15 protein-coding genes are annotated in these 17,208 nt (G+C 66.1%); 12 read left to right on the forward strand and 3 right to left on the reverse strand.

Going from position 1 to position 17,208, the window contains the following annotated elements:
- Positions 1 to 38: 38 nt before the first annotated feature.
- The 7 genes from ACSAGD_RS03625 to ACSAGD_RS03655 all read left to right on the forward strand — a co-directional run bounded on the left by ACSAGD_RS03625 (position 39) and on the right by ACSAGD_RS03655 (position 8,342).
- Positions 39 to 1,103 carry a BMP family lipoprotein gene (locus ACSAGD_RS03625; protein WP_437584367.1) on the forward strand — a complete coding sequence of 355 codons (1,065 nt, stop codon included), beginning with the start codon at positions 39 to 41 and terminating at the stop codon, positions 1,101 to 1,103.
- A 251-nt stretch (positions 1,104 to 1,354) separates the two neighbouring features.
- On the forward strand, positions 1,355 to 2,437 hold the full coding sequence (locus ACSAGD_RS03630) for a BMP family lipoprotein (protein ID WP_437584368.1): 1,083 nt from the start codon (positions 1,355 to 1,357) through the stop codon (positions 2,435 to 2,437).
- Between the two features lie 91 nt (positions 2,438 to 2,528).
- A complete protein-coding gene (locus tag ACSAGD_RS03635) occupies positions 2,529 to 4,043 on the forward strand; it encodes an ABC transporter ATP-binding protein (protein ID WP_437584369.1) in 1,515 nt (504 codons plus the stop codon).
- Positions 4,040 to 5,293, forward strand: a complete 1,254-nt coding sequence (locus ACSAGD_RS03640) for an ABC transporter permease (protein WP_437584370.1) — start codon at positions 4,040 to 4,042, stop codon at positions 5,291 to 5,293. The genes ACSAGD_RS03635 and ACSAGD_RS03640 overlap by 4 nt, the downstream gene beginning before the upstream one ends.
- Positions 5,290 to 6,576 carry an ABC transporter permease gene (locus ACSAGD_RS03645; RefSeq protein WP_437584371.1) on the forward strand — a complete coding sequence of 429 codons (1,287 nt, stop codon included), beginning with the start codon at positions 5,290 to 5,292 and terminating at the stop codon, positions 6,574 to 6,576. Before ACSAGD_RS03640 ends, ACSAGD_RS03645 begins: the two co-directional genes overlap by 4 nt.
- A 38-nt stretch (positions 6,577 to 6,614) precedes the next feature.
- A complete protein-coding gene (locus ACSAGD_RS03650) occupies positions 6,615 to 6,995 on the forward strand; it encodes a cytidine deaminase (RefSeq protein ID WP_437585096.1) in 381 nt (126 codons plus the stop codon).
- A gap of 48 nt (positions 6,996 to 7,043) precedes the next feature.
- Positions 7,044 to 8,342, forward strand: coding sequence for a thymidine phosphorylase (locus ACSAGD_RS03655; protein ID WP_437584372.1), 1,299 nt, complete (start codon positions 7,044 to 7,046; stop codon positions 8,340 to 8,342).
- 211 nt (positions 8,343 to 8,553) lie between these two features.
- Here ACSAGD_RS03655 and ACSAGD_RS03660 read toward each other — a convergent pair whose 3' ends face one another.
- Entirely contained in the window at positions 8,554 to 8,880 is a 327-nt protein-coding gene (locus tag ACSAGD_RS03660) for an L-rhamnose mutarotase (protein ID WP_437584373.1), read from the reverse strand.
- 290 nt (positions 8,881 to 9,170) lie between these two features.
- On the opposite strand from ACSAGD_RS03660, the gene ACSAGD_RS03665 reads away from it, so the two are divergent.
- From ACSAGD_RS03665 to ACSAGD_RS03680, 4 genes are all read left to right on the forward strand, one after another.
- On the forward strand, positions 9,171 to 11,063 hold the full coding sequence (locus tag ACSAGD_RS03665; RefSeq protein ID WP_437584374.1) for a glycosyl hydrolase family 18 protein: 1,893 nt from the start codon (positions 9,171 to 9,173) through the stop codon (positions 11,061 to 11,063).
- Positions 11,064 to 11,164: 101 nt separating this feature from the next.
- Positions 11,165 to 12,295: an adenosine deaminase gene (locus tag ACSAGD_RS03670; RefSeq protein WP_437584375.1), complete on the forward strand. Its 1,131-nt coding sequence runs from the start codon at positions 11,165 to 11,167 to the stop codon at positions 12,293 to 12,295.
- Between the two features lie 104 nt (positions 12,296 to 12,399).
- Positions 12,400 to 12,858, forward strand: coding sequence for a PTS sugar transporter subunit IIA (locus ACSAGD_RS03675; protein ID WP_437584376.1), 459 nt, complete (start codon positions 12,400 to 12,402; stop codon positions 12,856 to 12,858).
- Positions 12,855 to 13,130, forward strand: coding sequence for a PTS sugar transporter subunit IIB (locus ACSAGD_RS03680; protein WP_437584377.1), 276 nt, complete (start codon positions 12,855 to 12,857; stop codon positions 13,128 to 13,130). The genes ACSAGD_RS03675 and ACSAGD_RS03680 overlap by 4 nt, the downstream gene beginning before the upstream one ends.
- Positions 13,131 to 13,157: 27 nt before the next feature.
- Here the strand turns inward: ACSAGD_RS03680 and ACSAGD_RS03685 are convergent, their stop codons facing one another.
- Positions 13,158 to 14,837, reverse strand: coding sequence for a phospho-sugar mutase (locus ACSAGD_RS03685; RefSeq protein WP_437584378.1), 1,680 nt, complete (start codon positions 14,835 to 14,837; stop codon positions 13,158 to 13,160).
- Positions 14,837 to 15,670 (reverse strand): purine-nucleoside phosphorylase, encoded by an 834-nt coding sequence (locus ACSAGD_RS03690; protein WP_437584379.1) that lies wholly within the window; start codon positions 15,668 to 15,670, stop codon positions 14,837 to 14,839. The genes ACSAGD_RS03685 and ACSAGD_RS03690 overlap by 1 nt, the downstream gene beginning before the upstream one ends.
- Before the next feature lie 36 nt (positions 15,671 to 15,706).
- Here ACSAGD_RS03690 and ACSAGD_RS03695 point away from each other — a divergent pair, with 36 nt between their 5' ends.
- Positions 15,707 to 17,140, forward strand: a complete 1,434-nt coding sequence (locus ACSAGD_RS03695; RefSeq protein WP_437584380.1) for an NAD(P)H-quinone dehydrogenase — start codon at positions 15,707 to 15,709, stop codon at positions 17,138 to 17,140.
- The last annotated feature ends 68 nt before the right edge of the window (positions 17,141 to 17,208 follow it).

Raw genomic sequence — 17,208 nt, forward strand, 5'->3', positions numbered from 1 at the left:
TATGGGCACAGCCCCCTTTGCACCACGGAAGGACAACCATGCATCGTCGTCTCCGGTTCGCTGCGCTCGCCGCGGCATCCGCGCTTCTTTTCACCGGCTGCGGCCAAGCACCCGACGCCGAGAAGACTGAGAGCGCAGACGTCGACTACTGCGCACGCATGGTGACGAACTCCGGCGGTCTCGAAGACCGGTCCTTCAACCAGTCGAGCTGGGAGGGCCTGCAGCAGGCGCAGTCCGAGCTCGGCATCGATGCGCAGGCGATCGTCTCCAAGACTCCGAGCGACCTCGAGCCCAACGTCGATCAGGCCGTCGACACCGGCTGCCGTCTGATCGTGACGGTCGGGTGGGAGCTCGCCGAGTACACGCAGAGTGCCGCCGCGGAGAACGCCGACCGGCACTTCGTCATCGTCGACGAGCAGCTGGAGGGCGAGAACATCACGTCCGTCGTGTTCAACACGGCTGAGGCGGCGTTCCTCGCCGGGTACCTCGCTGCGGGAGTCTCGAAGACCGGCACCGTCGGCACGTTCGGGGGCGGAAATCAGCCTCCCGTCACGCTGTTCATGGATGGCTTCGTCGACGGCGTCGCGCACTACAACACCGTGCACGACGCTGATGTGAAGGCCATCGGATGGGACAAGGACGCCCAGGACGGCCAGTTCACCGGCGACTTCGAAGACGTCAACAAGGGCAAGGCCACCGCGGAGTCGCTCATTCATCAGGGCGCGGATGTGATTCTGCCCGTCGCTGGTCAGGTGGGCGAGGGCGCGGCGGCGGCCGCCTCGGATGCCGGAGACGTGTCGATCATCTGGGTCGACAACGACGGATATGAGACGCTGCCGAAGGAGTACCGCTCAATCATCCTCACGAGTGTCATGAAGAAGACTCAGGATGCCGTCACGGACATCGTCCGCAAGGACCTCGACGGTGAGCTGACGAACGACCCCTTCATCGGCACGCTCGAGAACGGGGGAGTGGACCTCGCGCCCTTCCATGACATGGAGGATGCCGTCGGTGACGACCTCGCGCAGGAGATCGACGAGCTTCGCCAGCAGATCATCGATGGCGAGGTCGAGGTGACCTCACCCAGCTCTCCGAGCGCGTGACGACCCCCAGTTCGGGTGCTCTTGTGCGCATTCTGCTGCACTTTTGCGGCGCGGATGTGTAGCGCTGTGCTCATATGAGCAGAAGCCCTACGCGTGCGCACGAAGCAGAATACGATCTCAGGACAGACTGAGTTACTGATGTGTAACACTTCGAAGTCGAAGTGATCCGACGCGCAAATCGGGCGTGTCACATTCGGTAATCTGAGCCTGAATCCCTGCGGCAACGCAGGCCGCGCAATCTGGAGGTCACTGTGACAATCTCAACCCGAAAGGCCGTGATGAGCGGCCTGGCCGGCATCGGCGTCGTCGCCCTGCTGGCCGGCTGCGGTCAGGCCCCGGACTCCGCTGGAGGCGGGTCCGAGGGCGAGGCCGTCGACTTTCTTCCCTGCATCGTCTCCGACTCCGGTGGGTTCGACGACAAGTCGTTCAACCAGTCGAGCTACGAAGGGCTCGTCAAGGCAACGGACGAGCTCGGCATCGAAGAGAAGCACGTCGAGTCCGCGTCAGAGGCCGACTTCGGCCCGAACATCACGAGCCTCGTCGACCAGGGCTGTGACCTCATCATCACGGTCGGCTACCTGCTTGCCGATGCGACGAAGGAAGCCGCCGAGAAGAACCCCGACGTCAACTTCCTCATCCTCGACGACAACACGATCGATGCCGAGAACGTCAAGCCGATGATCTTCGACACCGCTCAGGCGGCGTTCCTCGCCGGCTACGTCGCCGCCGACACCTCCGAGACCGGAGCGGTCGGAACCTTCGGCGGCATGCAGATTCCGACGGTGACCATCTTCATGGACGGCTTCGCTGACGGCGTCGCGTACTACAACGAGCAGAAGGATGCCGATGTCAAGGTCGTCGGCTGGGACGTCGAGTCGCAGAAGGGGCAGTTCACCGGTGGCTTCGACGCCAACGAGACTGCCAAGCAGACTGCGACCTCGGTGATCAACCAGGACGTCGACGTTCTGCTCCCCGTCGGTGGACCGATCTTCCTCTCCGGAATCGAGGCCATCAAGGACTCCGGCAAGGACATCGCGATGATCGGTGTGGACGCCGACCTCTACGAGACGGCCGACTCTGACAACAGCATGTTCCTCACCTCCATCCTCAAGAAGATGATGGACGGCGTGTACAACATCGTCACCGAGGCTGCCAAGGGCAACTTCGACGCTGAGCCGTACGTCGGCACGCTGGAGAACGAGGGTGTCGGAATCGCTCCCTTCCACGACTGGGAGGACAAGGTGAGCGACACGCTTCAGGACGAGCTCGACGAGATCAAGGCGGGCATCATCGACGGGTCGATCCCGGTCGAGTCGCCCTCCTCGCCAAAGTAGTTCGACCACCCGCACAGCACGATTCGGGGAGGCCAGTCGCTTGGCTGGCCTCCCCTGTCGTGAGAGACGATCGCACCGTAGGATCCCTAACATGAAGCTCGAACTCCGCGGCATCACGAAGCGATTCGGCACGCTGACGGCCAACGACCACATCGACCTTGTCGTCGAACCGGGGGAGATTCACTGTCTCCTCGGTGAGAACGGCGCGGGCAAATCCACCCTGATGAACGTGCTCTACGGCCTCTACGAGGCGGATGAGGGCGAGATCCTCCTCGACGACGAGGTTCAGCACTTCGACGGCCCCGGCGACGCGATGCGCGCCGGCATCGGCATGGTGCACCAGCACTTCATGCTCATCCCCGTCTTCACCGTCGCCGAGAACGTCATGCTCGGCCACGAGTCGACGAAGTTCGGCGGCGCACTCGACATCACCGCCGCCCGCAAGAAGGTTCTCGAGATCTCCGACCGCTTCGGTTTCAACGTCGACCCCGATGCTCTCGTCGAAGATCTTCCGGTCGGCGTGCAGCAGCGCGTCGAGATCATCAAGGCGCTCTCGCGCGATGCCAAAGTGCTCGTGTTCGATGAGCCCACCGCCGTGCTGACGCCGCAGGAGACCGATGAGCTCATCGAGACGATGCGTCAGCTCAAGAAGAACGGCACCTCCATCGTCTTCATCACGCACAAGCTTCGCGAGGTCCGCGAGGTGGCGGACCGAATCACGGTCATCCGCCTCGGCAAGGTCGTCGGTGAGGCGGAGCCGACCGCGACCAACAACGAGCTCGCCGCGCTTATGGTGGGCCGCGCTGTCGAGCTGACCGTGCAGAAGGACGAGCCGAAGCTTGGCGATGTCGCGCTCTCGATCGAGAACCTCAGCGTTATCGACCCGCAGGGACTCAAGGTCGTCAACGACGTCTCGTTCGATGTTCGCGCGGGAGAGATCCTCGCCGTCGCGGGTGTTCAGGGCAACGGCCAGACGGAACTGACCGAGGCGATCATGGGCCTCCAGCCGCGCGTGACCGGCAGCGTCAAGCTCAACGGCACCGAGCTCGTCGGGGAGAGCGTGCGGCGCGTTCTGGATGCCGGAGTCGGTTTCGTTCCGGAAGACCGCTCCGAGGACGGCATCGTCAAGACGTTCACGATCTCGGAGAATCTGATGCTCGACCGCGCGAACGGTGCTCCGTTCGTCAAGGCCGGCAGCCTTCAGCTGGGCTTCCGCGACGACTTCGCACGTGAGAAGAAGGAAGAGTTCGACATCCGTGCTCCCTCCATCGAGACGAACGCGGGAAACCTTTCGGGCGGAAACCAGCAGAAGGTGGTCCTGGCTCGGGAGCTCAGCCGCGATCTGAAGCTGTTTGTCGCCGCGCAGCCGACCCGAGGCATCGACGTCGGTTCGATCGAGTTCGTGCACAAGCGCATGGTCGAGACCAGAGACGCAGGAATCCCCGTCGTCGTGGTGTCGACCGAACTGGACGAGGTCGTGGCTCTCGCCGATCGCATCGCGGTGATGTATCGCGGGTCGATCGTGGGCATCGTGCCCGGTGACACGCCACGAGATGTGCTCGGCCTCATGATGGCCGGCGAGAAGCCGACGGGAGCAGCGGCATGAGCGACGTCGTGACAGAGAAGAAGACGGAAGGCGAGGCACCGCGCGTCAACCGCATCGCCGCGCAGATCATGAACAGCAGCACCGTCATGACGGTGCTCGCCATCGTGATCTCGCTCGTCGTCGGAGCGGTCCTGATCGCCGTCACCGATGAAAAGGTGCAGTCGGCGGCGGGCTACTTCTTCGCGCGGCCCGGCGACACGCTGAAGGCGATCTGGGACGCCGTCTCCGGGGCATACATCGCTCTGTTCAACGGTGCGATCTACAACACCAACCGCGACACGTTCCTCGGCGGCATCAAGTCCATCACCGACACGCTGCACCACGCGACGCCGCTGATCGCGGGGGGTCTCGGCGTGGCCCTCGCGTTCCGCGTCGGCCTCTTCAACATCGGTGGCCGCGGCCAGATGCTCGTCGCGGCCGGCGCCGCGGGCTGGGTGGGCTTCTCGTTCCACCTGCCGGTCTGGATCCACCTTCCGCTCGCGGTCATCGCGGGCATCGCGGCCGGAGCGATCTGGGGCGGACTCGTGGGATACCTCAAGGCGCGCACGGGTGCGCACGAGGTCATCCTCACGATCATGCTGAACTACGTCGCCTTCTATCTCATCTCGTGGATGCTTCGCACGCCCGGTCTTCTGCAGGCACCGGGCACTGTGAACCCCGAGTCCGCGCCCATCCTGCCGTCGGCGATCCTCCCGCCGATCTTCGGGGAACGATTCAACCTTCACGCCGGGTTCCTCCTGGTCATCATCGCCACGGTGTTCACGTGGTGGCTGCTGAACCGCTCGAGCCTCGGCTTCAAGTTCCGTGCGGTGGGAGAGAACCCGAACGCCGCGCTCACGGCGGGAATCGACGTCAAGAGCATGTACGTCTGGGGCATGCTGATCGCCGGTGGGCTCATGGGCATCGCAGGCGTGTCGCAGGTGCTCGGAACCATCACAAGCGGCTTCAGCGCGGGCATCGACGCGGGCATCGGCTTCGACGCGATCACCGTTGCGCTGCTGGGACGAAGCACGCCGTGGGGAACGTTCGCCGCGGGCATCCTGTTCGGCGCCTTCAAGGCGGGTGGTTACGCCATGCAGGCTGGCGAGGGCATCCCGATCGACATCGTGCTCGTCGTGCAGTCGGTCATCGTGCTGTTCATCGCCGCGCCTCCGCTTGTACGCTCCATCTTCTTCCTGCCCAAGCCCGGTGCTGTGTCGAAGCAGAAGAAGAGTACCCCCAACGTGTCGAAGGAGGTGTCGGCAAAATGACGCATGTTGCTTCCGCGGCCGATGTGCCCGTCTCGGAGAGCCTCGAAGTCGCCAAGGTACGCAGTTGGAAGGCGCCGATCGCGTTCGCCGTGTTCACGATCGCGGCCGTCCTGCTGTTCATCGTCTTCTCGCGCGACGGCGACACCACCTTCAAGCTGTCGAACGATTCCGATGCGATCGTGCTCCCGCCGCTCGTCATGAGCGCGCGCGGTGCTGGCATCGTCGTCACGATCCTGCTCGCGGTGATTACCGGCGTCTCCGCGTGGCGCACCATCAACTACAAGAACACGTGGCTGTGGCTCGTCGCGGTGTACGTCGTGCTCTTCCTCACCGGGTTCTTCGCATGGGCAGCCGCGGGCGGGACTGTGCCGCTTCCCGGCTTCCTCCTCGGCACCGTCGCACTGTCCGCTCCGCTGATCTTCGGCTCGCTCGGCGGCGTGATCTCCGAGCGCTCCGGTGTGGTCAACATCGCGATCGAGGGCCAGCTGCTCGCCGGTGCATTCACCTCGGCTGTGGTCGCCTCCGTGACGCAGAACCCGTACCTCGGGCTCATCGCGGCGATGGTGGCGGGGATGCTCGTGAGCTTCGTGCTCGCCGCATTCTCGATCAAATACTTCGTCGACCAGATCATCGTCGGCGTCGTGCTGAACGTGCTCGTGCTCGGTCTGACGTCATTCCTGTACTCACAGGTGCTCACGTCCAACACGCCGCTGCTGAACAGCCCGCCGCGCTTCCAGCGCATCAGCATCCCGTTCCTCAGCGAGATCCCGCTCGTCGGGCCCGTGTTCTTCCGCCAGACGATCATCATCTACGTCATGTACGTCGCGATCGCCCTCGTCTACTGGGGGCTGTTCCACACCAAGTGGGGACTGCGCGTGCGGTCGGTCGGCGAGCACCCGCAGGCGGCTGACACCGTCGGCATCCGTGTCAACACCACCAGGTTCTGGAACGTTTCGCTCGCCGGTGCCATCGCTGGATTCGGCGGCGCCTACTTCACACTCGGCTCGGTCGGCGGGTTCACCAAGGACATGACCGCCGGCGCCGGTTTCATCGCGCTGGCCGCGGTGATCTTCGGACAGTGGAACCCGATCAAGGCGACGCTCGCTGCGCTGCTTTTCGGCTTCGCGACGAACCTGCAGAACATGCTCGGAGCGCTCGGCTCGCCGGTGGAGAGTGAGTTCCTGCTGATGCTGCCGTACATCGCGACGATCCTCGCGGTGGCAGGCTTCGTCGGCCAGTCGCGACCGCCGGCGGCAAGCGGCCAAGCGTATCGAAAATCGTAGGAGAGACAGTGACAGACGACGGATCCATCGACTGGGGCATGCTTCGGGATGCCGCGACAGACGCGATGCGCTCGGCATACGCGCCGTACTCGACGTTCCCCGTGGGGGCGGCGGCACTCGTCACCGACGGGCGCATCGTGACCGGCTGCAATGTCGAGAACGCGAGCTACGGAGTCGGGCTCTGCGCGGAGTGCGGCCTTGTGTCGAACCTCGCGCTGACGGGCGGCGGTCAGCTCGTGGCGTTCGCGTGCGTCGATGGCGACGGCAACACGCTGATGCCGTGCGGCCGCTGCCGCCAGCTGCTCTTCGAGCACGCGGTGCCCGGCATGCTGCTCGAGACGGTCTCGGGCATCCGCACGATCGACGAGGTGCTGCCGGATGCGTTCGGGCCGCGTCAGCTCGACGAGTACCGGGCCTGACGGCATCCATCTGACTCGAATCGACCGACGAGGTCTGAGAGGGGAATCATGACCGAGAGCATCGAAGCGTTCGACGTCGTCGACATCATCAGGACGAAGCGCGACCGGGGCGAGCTGTCGACGGAGCAGATCGACTGGCTCATCGACGCGTACACGCGCGAGTACGTGGGCAACGAGCAGATGGCGTCTCTCGCGATGGCGATTCTGCTGAACGGCATGACCCGCCGGGAGATCCGCGACTTGACGCTCGCGATGATCGCGTCGGGGGAGCGCATGGACTTCTCAGGGCTCGGCAAGCGCACGGTCGACAAGCACTCGACCGGCGGCGTCGGCGACAAGATCACTCTGCCACTCATGCCGCTCGTCGCCTCGTTCGGGGTGGCGGTGCCGCAGCTCTCCGGACGCGGGCTGGGGCACACGGGCGGAACGCTCGACAAGCTCGAGTCGATTCCGGGCTGGCGCGCGAACCTCTCGAACGGCGAGATGTTCGCGCAGCTGCGTGACATCGGGGGCGTCATCTGCGCAGCAGGCTCGGGCCTCGCGCCCGCAGACAAGCGGCTCTACGCGCTGCGCGACGTCACGGGAACGGTTGAAGCGATTCCGCTCATCGCGTCGAGCATCATGTCGAAGAAGATTGCGGAGGGCACCGAGGCTCTCGTGCTCGACGTGAAGTTCGGCTCGGGCGCCTTTATGACCGAGTATGACAAGGCTGAGGAGCTCGCCCGCACCATGGTCGAGCTCGGAACGGATGCCGGCGTCGCGACGTCAGCGCTTCTGACCGACATGAACGTGCCGATCGGGAACGCGATCGGCAATGCCAACGAGGTCCGCGAATCCGTCGAGGTGCTCGCTGGGGGAGGCCCCGACGACGTCGTCGAGCTCACGGTGGCGCTCGCGCGCGAGATGCTCGCCCTCGTCGGCCAGCCCGACGCCGACGTCGAAGCCGCGCTGGCAGACGGCCGCGCGATGGACGTGTGGCGTCGAACGGTGATCGCGCAGGATGGCGACCCGGATGCCGCGCTGCCGACGGCCCGCGAGACCCACACGGTGACCGCCGACCACGATGGCGTTCTCGTCCGCCAGGAGGCCCTGCCCTTCGGCATCGCCGCGTGGCGCCTCGGAGCGGGTCGCGCTCGCGCCCAGGACCCCGTGCTGCACGCCTCGGGCATCGACCTGCACGTGAAGCCCGGTGAGACGGTTCGTGCGGGGCAGCCGCTCTTCACGCTCTCTGCTGACGATGAGGGGCGGTTCGCCCGTGCGCTCGACGCACTGGAGGATGCCTACGAGATTGACCCGCGGGCGGAGGCCTACGACCGTCAGCCGCGCGTCGCCGCACGCATCTCCTAGCGCGTCCGCACGCGTCGCCTAGCGCGTCGCGCGCTTCCCTCCACGGCATTCCGCATTTCTGGTGTCTCCCACATTGCTTGAGCTTTCACGCGCGTCAGAGAATCGGAAATTTGCGATCAGGTGCGGCGTGTCCTTACGGGACACGCCGCACCTCGGTGAAAATTTCCGACTTCCTGTGGCGCGCGCGAGGTGCGGCAGCGGACCGGGGCGGCTAGGCGAGGTGGAAGTACTCCGTCAGACGTTCGCTTGACGCATCCGGGTTCGACTCCGAGATGAAGTACTCCGCCATCGTCGCCTGCCAGCGCGCGTTGATCTCGCGCTTGGCCATCTCCGACTGCGCCCGTTCGTAGTCGTCAGTCTCGAGGTAGCCGACCACGAGGCCGTCCTCCGGGCGCACGAAGAGCGAGTAATTGCGCCAGCCCGTCTCGCGCAGCGCGTCGAGCATCTCCGGCCAGACGGTCTCGTGCGCGGCGAGGTAGTCCTCCACGCGCTCGGGCTTCAGGTGCATGAGAAAGCAGACGCGTTCTGTGGTGGCCATCGGTGCTCCTTCGGATCGTCGTTCTTCGGTCAATGATACGTTTCAGCGCGTTGCGGGGTGGCATCCTCGCGAGTTAACTCGACGTAATACGCGTTGCAATAGATGCACAATGGTGCGCACGTTTTGGCGAACCTCACCAAGATGAAAACAGACCATGTTGTGGCTTTCTCCATGTTTGTTAGGGATGCTTCCAAAAAATCTCGGACCTTGCTACGGTCTCGGGAAACCGCCACTGCGCCTCTGAAGTCGTCGCCCCGACGGCTCCGCGGGTGGCTGTTCGAAGAGGAACCATGACCCGAAGATCCCGACGCGCTGTCGGCATCGGCGCCGCCGCTGCCGTTCTCGCCGTCCCCCTGTCGGCTCCCGCCTTCGCTGCGAGTCCGGAGACCGACCCCGCCCCACTCAACGGATATCGCAGCGTCGGCTACGTGATGGCCGATTCCCCTGAAACGCGCGACTTTCAGATCGAAGACATCATCACGAGCGGAGCGATCGACGACCTGACCCACATCAACTACGCGTTCGGAAACGTCACGAGCGAGCTGGTGTGCGACATCGTCGACGGCCGCGACGAGGACGCGGTCGACGAGGGCGACGCCTACAACGACTTCCTCCGTCCGGTGAGCGCGGAGGACTCCGTCGACGGTGTCGCTGACGCGGAGGACCAGGCTCTTGCCGGCAACTTCAACCAGCTGCGCAAGCTCAAAGAGCAGTACCCCGACATCAAGATCCTGATCTCGCTGGGTGGCTGGACCTGGTCTGACTACTTCCCCGAGGCGGCTGCGACGCCCGAGAGCCGCGAGAAGTTCGTCGACTCCTGCCTCGACCTCTACATCAAGGGCAACCTGCCGACGTACGAGGGTAAGGGTGGAGACGGCGCTGTGGCCGGCCTCTTCGACGGAATCGACATCGACTGGGAGTGGCCCGTCACCGGCGGTGAAGATCCCGAGAACGGGACGCCTGAGGACAAGGAGAACTTCCTCGCGCTCATGGCCGAGTTCCGTGCTGAGCTCGACGCGCTGGGCGACCAGAACGGCGAGCAGTACCTGCTGAGCGCGTTCGCCCCGGTCGGCGGCTGGAACACCTCGGGCGGCTGGCGCGACGCGCGGCTGTTCGACAGCGTGGACTTCCTGAATGTTCAGGGTTACGACTACCACGGTGGATGGGTTCCGGACCAGGCCGGGCACCAGGGCAACCTGTGGCCCGACGGCGACAACAACTGGGGCCTGGCACTCGCGCCTGAGCTTCAGGCATACCTGGATGCCGGTGCCCGCCCCGACCAGCTGAATGCCGGTCTCGCGGCCTACGGTCACGGCTGGTATGGGGTCGACGGTCCGGACGCCGCGTGGCAGGACGCCGAGGGCTACATCGGCACCGCCACCTACGCGGACCTGCGTGACGCAGGCGAGCAGTACTTCGACCCGGAGACAGGCGCCGCCTGGATCTACGTCGAGGGAAGCGACGCGGCAGCCGCTGCAGAAGGTGACGTGCCGGAGGGCGCCAGCCAATGGTGGAGCCTCGACACGCCTGACTCGGTGACGGCCAAGGCCGAGCACATCGCGGCCGCCGGTTACGGCGGAGCCATGTGGTGGGACCTCTCGGGTGACTACCAGAACGAGCTCGGCAACGCTCTCGGCGACGCGCTCCGTGCCGGCGCGACGGGACCCCTCGCCGCTCCGACGCTCGATGACCTCGGCGAGTTCGAGACGACCGTCGGTGACGACGTCTCGCAGCAGCTCGCCGCCCGCGGCGCTGGCCCCGTCAACGTCTCCGTCGCCTCGGGTGAGCTGCCCGACGGCATCGAGCTCAACGGCCTCGAGATCAGCGGAGCCGCCACCGAGCCCGGAAGTTACACGGCCGAGCTGGTCGCCACCAACGCGTTCGGTGAGAGTGCACCGGTGACGATTGCGATCACGGTCGCGGCCGCTCCCGCACCCGACCCCGGTGAGGAGACCGATCCGGGCGAGGGCGACGAGAACGGCTCGGGCACGGATGCTGAGACGCCAGGCGCCGGCAGCGACACGGATGCCGATGCAGACGTGAACGCCTCCGACGACGCCACGGAGAACACCGGCAGCCTTCCGCGTACCGGAGCCGACGCCTTCGGGCTCATCGCGCTCGCTCTGTTCCTCGTCCTCCTCGGAGGCGGAGTGATCGCGGTGCGCCGCCGCCGCACGAGCTGAGAGGAGGCGTCATGAGGTTGGGCCGGGTGCATGACAGCATCCGGCCCGACCCTGTCTCACCGCCCTGTCGCCCGAGCCCTGCGCACGGTAGCCTGAGTCTCGTGACTGATCTCGATGACGACTACACACTCGGCCGCGTCAACCTGCGTGATGTGCCCAAGGTCTCTCTGCATGACCATCTCGACGGGGGACTTCGTCCCGAGACCATCCTCGAACTCGCCGATGAGGCGGGCGTCGAGGTTCCCGAGACGGATGCCGATGACCTGGCGGACTGGTTCGTCAGCCAGTGCAATGCGGGCAACCTCGTCGACTACCTCTCGACGTTCGACCTCACGACCGCGGTCATGCAGACGGGTGACCAGCTCGAGCGCATCGCCCGCGAGTTCGTGCTCGACCTCGCCGAGGACGGCGTCGTGTACGGCGAAGTGCGCTGGGCGCCCGAGCAGCACCTGACGCGCGGACTGTCGCTTGACGAGGCCGTCGAAGCGGTGCAGTCGGGGCTCGAGGCCGGCGTCGCCGATGTGGAGCGTCAGGGACGCAGCATCCGTGTGGGCCAGCTGGTCACAGCGATGCGGCATGCCGATCGCAGCCTCGAGATCGCTCAGCTCGCCGTGCGTCACCGCGACCACGGTGTCGTGGGCTTCGACATCGCGGGCGCTGAGCTCGGCTTCCTGCCCAGCAGGCACCGTCTCGCGTTCGACTACCTCGCGCAGAACCACATGCCCACGACGATCCACGCGGGCGAGGCGGACGGGCTGCACTCCATTCAGAGTGCACTGTTCGACGGACGCGCGCTTCGTCTCGGCCACGGCGTGCGCATCGCCGAGGACATCGCCGACGTGCGCTCGGACGACGAGAACACCTACGTCTCTCTCGGACGGCTCTCCGAATGGGTCAAGGATCGTGAGATCGCTCTCGAGCTCAGCCCGTCGTCGAACCTGCAGACGGGCGCGATCGAGCAGTGGGGGAGCGAGATCGCCGACCACCCATTCGACCTGCTGTACCAGCTCGGCTTCTGCGTGACCGTGAACCCCGACAACCGGACCCAGTCGGGCACCACGCTCTCGCGCGAGCTGGCATTGCTCGCCGATGCGTTCTCGTACGATCTCGCCGACATCGAGACGTTCCAGCTCAACGCTGCGCAGTCGGTGTTCGCACCACTCGAAGACCGCGAAGACCTGATCGACATGATCACTCAGGGCTTTGAAGACGCCGAGAGTTACGGTGCATAACCCGGGCCTAAATATGCTCGGCATAAAATGGAATCCGTTGGGCACGCGCTCCCTGTCCGGGGGAGAACGCGTCAGAGGCCCACGCGAGTGATCTGAGAGTATCGATGTCGTTGCCCCCGCTTCCTGATTCGGCCGTGAACCTCCGCGTCGAGGCCCGTGACTGGAAGCATGCGGTGACTCTCGCCGGTGACGCACTCGTCGCCAGCGGGGCCGTCACGGGGGCATACACCTCGAGGATGGTCGGCGTCGTCGAGGAGTTCGGCGCGTACATCGTGATCGCTCCGGGTCTCGCTCTCGCCCACGCACGCCCCGGCTCCGATGTGCTGACCGAGGGGATGTCGGTCGTCACGCTGGCGGAGCCCGTCGCCTTCGGGCATCCTCACAACGACCCCGTGTCGGTGGTGCTCGGTCTCGCTGTGCGCACGCCCGAAGGACACGTTGCGCGCGTCGCCGATCTTGCGAACGCCTTCAACGACGCGAGCACGATTCGCGCGCTCGCCGAGGCGATGACGACCGAGCAGGTTCGCAGCATCCTCGGAATCGAGCAGGAGGTCACCCCGTGAAGCGCATCGTGACGCTGTGCGGTGTCGGCGTCGGGACGTCAGGCATTCTCAAGGTCAACGCCGAGCGCGTGCTGGAGCGGCTCGGCATCGATGCGTCGGTGACCGCGACGGACGTCGACAACGTGCAGAAGGACGCCGAGGACGCCCAGGTCATCCTGACCTCACCGGAGCTCGTCTCCCGCATCGGCCAGACGTTCGCAGACATCGTCGAGATCGACAACTACTTCGACCTGAGCGAGATCGAGCGCAAACTCGACGAGGCGCTCGGGTAGCTGCAACTCGTTCTGACGTGCTGCGCGTCAGCCGGTGACGCGCGCCGAGAACTCTTCGAGGTCTGAGCGGATGCCGGCGAGCACTGTGCGTGCACGGTCGCTCTCCTCCGCGGGAGACGTCACGTCGATGTAGTACTTCAGCTTCGGTTCCGTGCCGCTCGGGCGCACCATGACGCGCGAGCCGTCCTCGAGGGAGAACCGCAGGGCATCGGTCGCCGGAAGGTCGCCGGAGCCGTTCTTCAGATCGTCGACCTGCGAGACCGGGACGCCGCCGAGCACGGTCGGCGCGTTGGAGCGAAGCTCGGCCATCAAGGCGCCGATGAGCGACAGGTCGGTGACGCGCACCGACAGCTGGTCACTGGCGAAGAAACCGAACGTCTCGGTGAAGCCCTCGAGCATCTGGGCGACCGAGACGCCCTCGCGCTTTGCCTCCGCGGCCATGGCGAGAAAAGCGACTCCCGCCGAGATGCCGTCCTTGTCGCGGACGACGTCGGGGTTCACGAGGTAGCCGATGGCCTCCTCATAGCCGAACACGAGGCCCGGGACCCGCGAGACCCATTTGAAGCCGGTGAGCGTCTCCGTGAAGCCGAGACCGTACTCCTTCGCCACGGCGGCGAGCGCCGGCGACGAGACGATCGTGCACGCGAGCGCCGCGTTCTCGATGCCCTCGGAGGCTGCGCGGCGGGCAGCATCCCAGCCGAGAAGCCAGCCGACCTCGTTGCCGGTCAACTGGCGGTAGCCCTCGGGGCTCGCGCTGTCGGGCACGGCGACCGACATGCGGTCGGCGTCGGGGTCGTTCGCGATGATGAGCTCGGCGCCCACCTCGCGCGCGAGGGCGAACGAGAGGTCGAGCGCGCCAGGCTCCTCCGGGTTCGGGAAGGAGACCGTCGGGAACGCGGCATCCGGCTCCTGCTGCTCGGGAACCGACGTGACCGCCGGGTATCCGGCCTTCTCAAGGACGCGCGCGAACGTCTCCCATCCGACGCCGTGCATCGCGGTATAGACGACGGACATCGGCTCGGCTCCTTGGGGGAGCAGCGCGGCCGTGGCATCCACGTAGGCGTCCACGACGCTCTCGGGCGCCGTCTCGAACTCCGTCGAGCGCGGCAGGCTCAGCACGTTCTCGTCGCGAGCGACCCGGTCGATCTGGTCGGAGATCGCGCCGTCGGTCGGGGGAACGATCTGCGAACCGCCGTCAGCGTGGCCGAGGTACACCTTGTACCCGTTGTCCTTCGGCGGGTTGTGGCTCGCCGTCACCATGATTCCGGCGGATGCATCGAGGTGACGGACCGCGAACGCGAGAACCGGGGTCGGCAGCGCTCGGGGGAACAGGATGGCACGAACCCCCGCTCCGGCCATGAGCTCGGCGGTGTCGCGCGCGAACACGTCGGAGTTCGTGCGGCCGTCGTACCCGATGACGACCGAGGGCTGATCCTCGTGTTCGAGAAGGTGCGCGGCGATGCCCGCCGCGGCCTGCGACACGAGCACGCGGTTCATGCGCGCAGAGCCCGCGCCGATGCGGCCACGGAGGCCGGCGGTGCCGAAGGCGAGGCGCGTGTCGAAACGGGAGTGCAGCTCGTCGAGCGCGATCTCGCTGCCCGCCGCGGCATCCCGAATCAATGTGTCGAGCTCGTCGCGCGTGGTCTCGTCTGGGTCCTGGGCGAGCCAGTCGCGCGCGGTCTGAATGATGGGGTCGAGATCGGTCATCACAGTTCTCCGACGATACGGGCGAGGAGGTCGCTGATCTTCGCCTCAGCAGCGCGACCGGCCTCGATGACTTCTTCGTGGCTGAGCGGGGTGGCCTGGATGCCGGCGGCGAGGTTCGTGATGAGCGACATGCCGAGGATCTCCATGCCGGCCTGGCGGGCGGCGATCGCTTCGAGGGCCGTCGACATGCCGACGATGTGCCCGCCGATGGTCTTCGCCATCTGCACCTCGGCCGGCGTCTCGTAGTGCGGGCCGCGGAACTGGCAGTAGACACCGTCGTCGAGCGACGGGTCGATGCTGCGCGCCACCTCGCGCAGACGCGACGAGTACAGGTCGGTGAGGTCGACGAACGTGGCGCCCTCAAGCGGGGAGTCGCCGGTGAGGTTGATGTGGTCGCTGATCAGAACGGGAGTGCCGGGAGTCCAGCTCTCTTTGATGCCACCCGCGCCGTTCGTGAGGATCATCGTCGTCGCGCCCGTTGCCGCTGCGGTGCGCACCGAATGGACGACGCGTCGCACACCGTGGCCTTCGTAGTAGTGGGTGCGTGCGCCGATGACGAGCGCGCGCTTTCCGCTGGGCAGAAGCACTGAGCGGATCGTGCCCACGTGGCCCTCGAGCGCTGGCTTCGAGAACCCTGCGATCTCCGTGGCGGGAATCGTGGCCGTCGTCTCACCGATGAGGTCGGCGGCCTTGCCCCAGCCGGAGCCGAGCGTCAGTGCGATGTCGTGGTGATCGACGCCGGTTTTGTCGGCGATGTCGGATGCCGCGGCGGCCGCGATCTCGAACGGGTCGATGTCGACGGCATCCAGCGGATTGGTGTGCATCTCTGGCATCCACCCAGTCTAATCTGTGCCGATAGACTCCTGGATATGGCGTATGAGTTCGAACGCAAGCAGCGGATCGCAGTGCTCGGGGGCGGCCCCGGCGGGTACGAGGCGGCGCTTGCCGGAGCACAGCTCGGTGCCGACGTCACGCTCATCGAGCGGGCCGGCGTCGGAGGCTCCGCGGTGATGACCGATGTGGTTCCGTCGAAGGGGCTGATCGCGACGGCCGAGGCCGCCAAGTCGATCAGCGGCGCCGCAGACCTCGGCGTGCAGTTCTTCGCGCGCGACCAGACGTCGGGCAAGCCCGTCCGCCCCGAAGTGACGGTGAATCTCTCGGCGGTGAACAAGCGGCTCACATCGATGGCGCGGCAGCAGTCCGAGGACATGCGCGCGGGCCTCGTGCACGCGGGCGTGCAGATCGTGCAGGGGGAGGGGCGCCTCGACGGCGACGACGCGGTGATCGTCTCCACCGGAAGCGGCGGCACCGACTTCGACCGCGTCGAGGCCGACACGATCGTCGTCTCCGTGGGCGCGAGCCCGCGCGAGCTGCCGTCTGCGAAGCCCGATGGGGAGCGGATCCTCACGTGGGAGCAGCTCTACAGCCTTGACGGCATCCCCGAGCATCTCATCGTCGTTGGGTCCGGTGTCACCGGTGCCGAGTTCGCGTCGGCGTACTGCGTGCTCGGTGCGAAGGTGTCGCTGATCTCGAGTCGCGAGCAGGTGCTGCCGGGCGAGGACAAGGACGCCGCGGCGGTCATCGAGCGCGTGTTCAAGCGCGACGGAATGACCGTCTTGAACAAGTCGCGCGCCGAGAAGGTGGAGCGCACCGAGAACGGCGTCGTCGCGACCCTCACCGACGGGCGCACGGTCGAGGGCAGTCACTGCCTCATGGCGGTCGGCTCCGTGCCGAACACCTCGGGCATCGGGCTCGAGGAGGCCGGCGTGCAGCTGGACGCCTCCGGACACATTCGCGTGAACCGCGTCTCGCGCACGTCGATTCCGAACATCTACGCCGTGGGTGACTGCACCACCGAGATTCCGTTGGCTTCGGTCGCGTCGATGTCGGGGCGCACCGCCGTGTTCCACGCGATGGGCGACGTCGTGAACCCCATCGAGGTGCGCAACGTCACATCGAACATCTTCACGCAGCCCGAGATCGCGACGGTCGGCTGGAATCAGCGGGAGATCGAGGAGGGCATCGCCCAGGGCACGATCTACAAGCTGCCGCTGCTCTCGAACCCGCGCGCGAAGATGATCGGCATGCGCGAGGGTTTCGTCAAGCTGTTTGCACGCAAGGGCTCGGGCACTGTGATCGGGGGAGTGATCGTCGCTCCTCGAGCATCCGAGCTGATCTTCCCGCTCGCGCTGGCCGTCGAGCACCGTCTGACGGTCGACCAGGTCGCGAGCGCCTACACGGTGTATCCGTCGCTCACGGGCTCTATCTCGGATGCCGCGCGGGCGATGCACATCGTGCTCTGACGAGCGCCCACCCGCGTCGCACTCACCCACGTCCCACCCCACCGCGCTATTTGTTCGGGTTTGCGCTA

The sequence above is a fragment of the Paramicrobacterium salitolerans genome, from assembly GCF_051513965.1.
In the GTDB taxonomy this organism is placed as follows: domain Bacteria; phylum Actinomycetota; class Actinomycetes; order Actinomycetales; family Microbacteriaceae; genus Paramicrobacterium.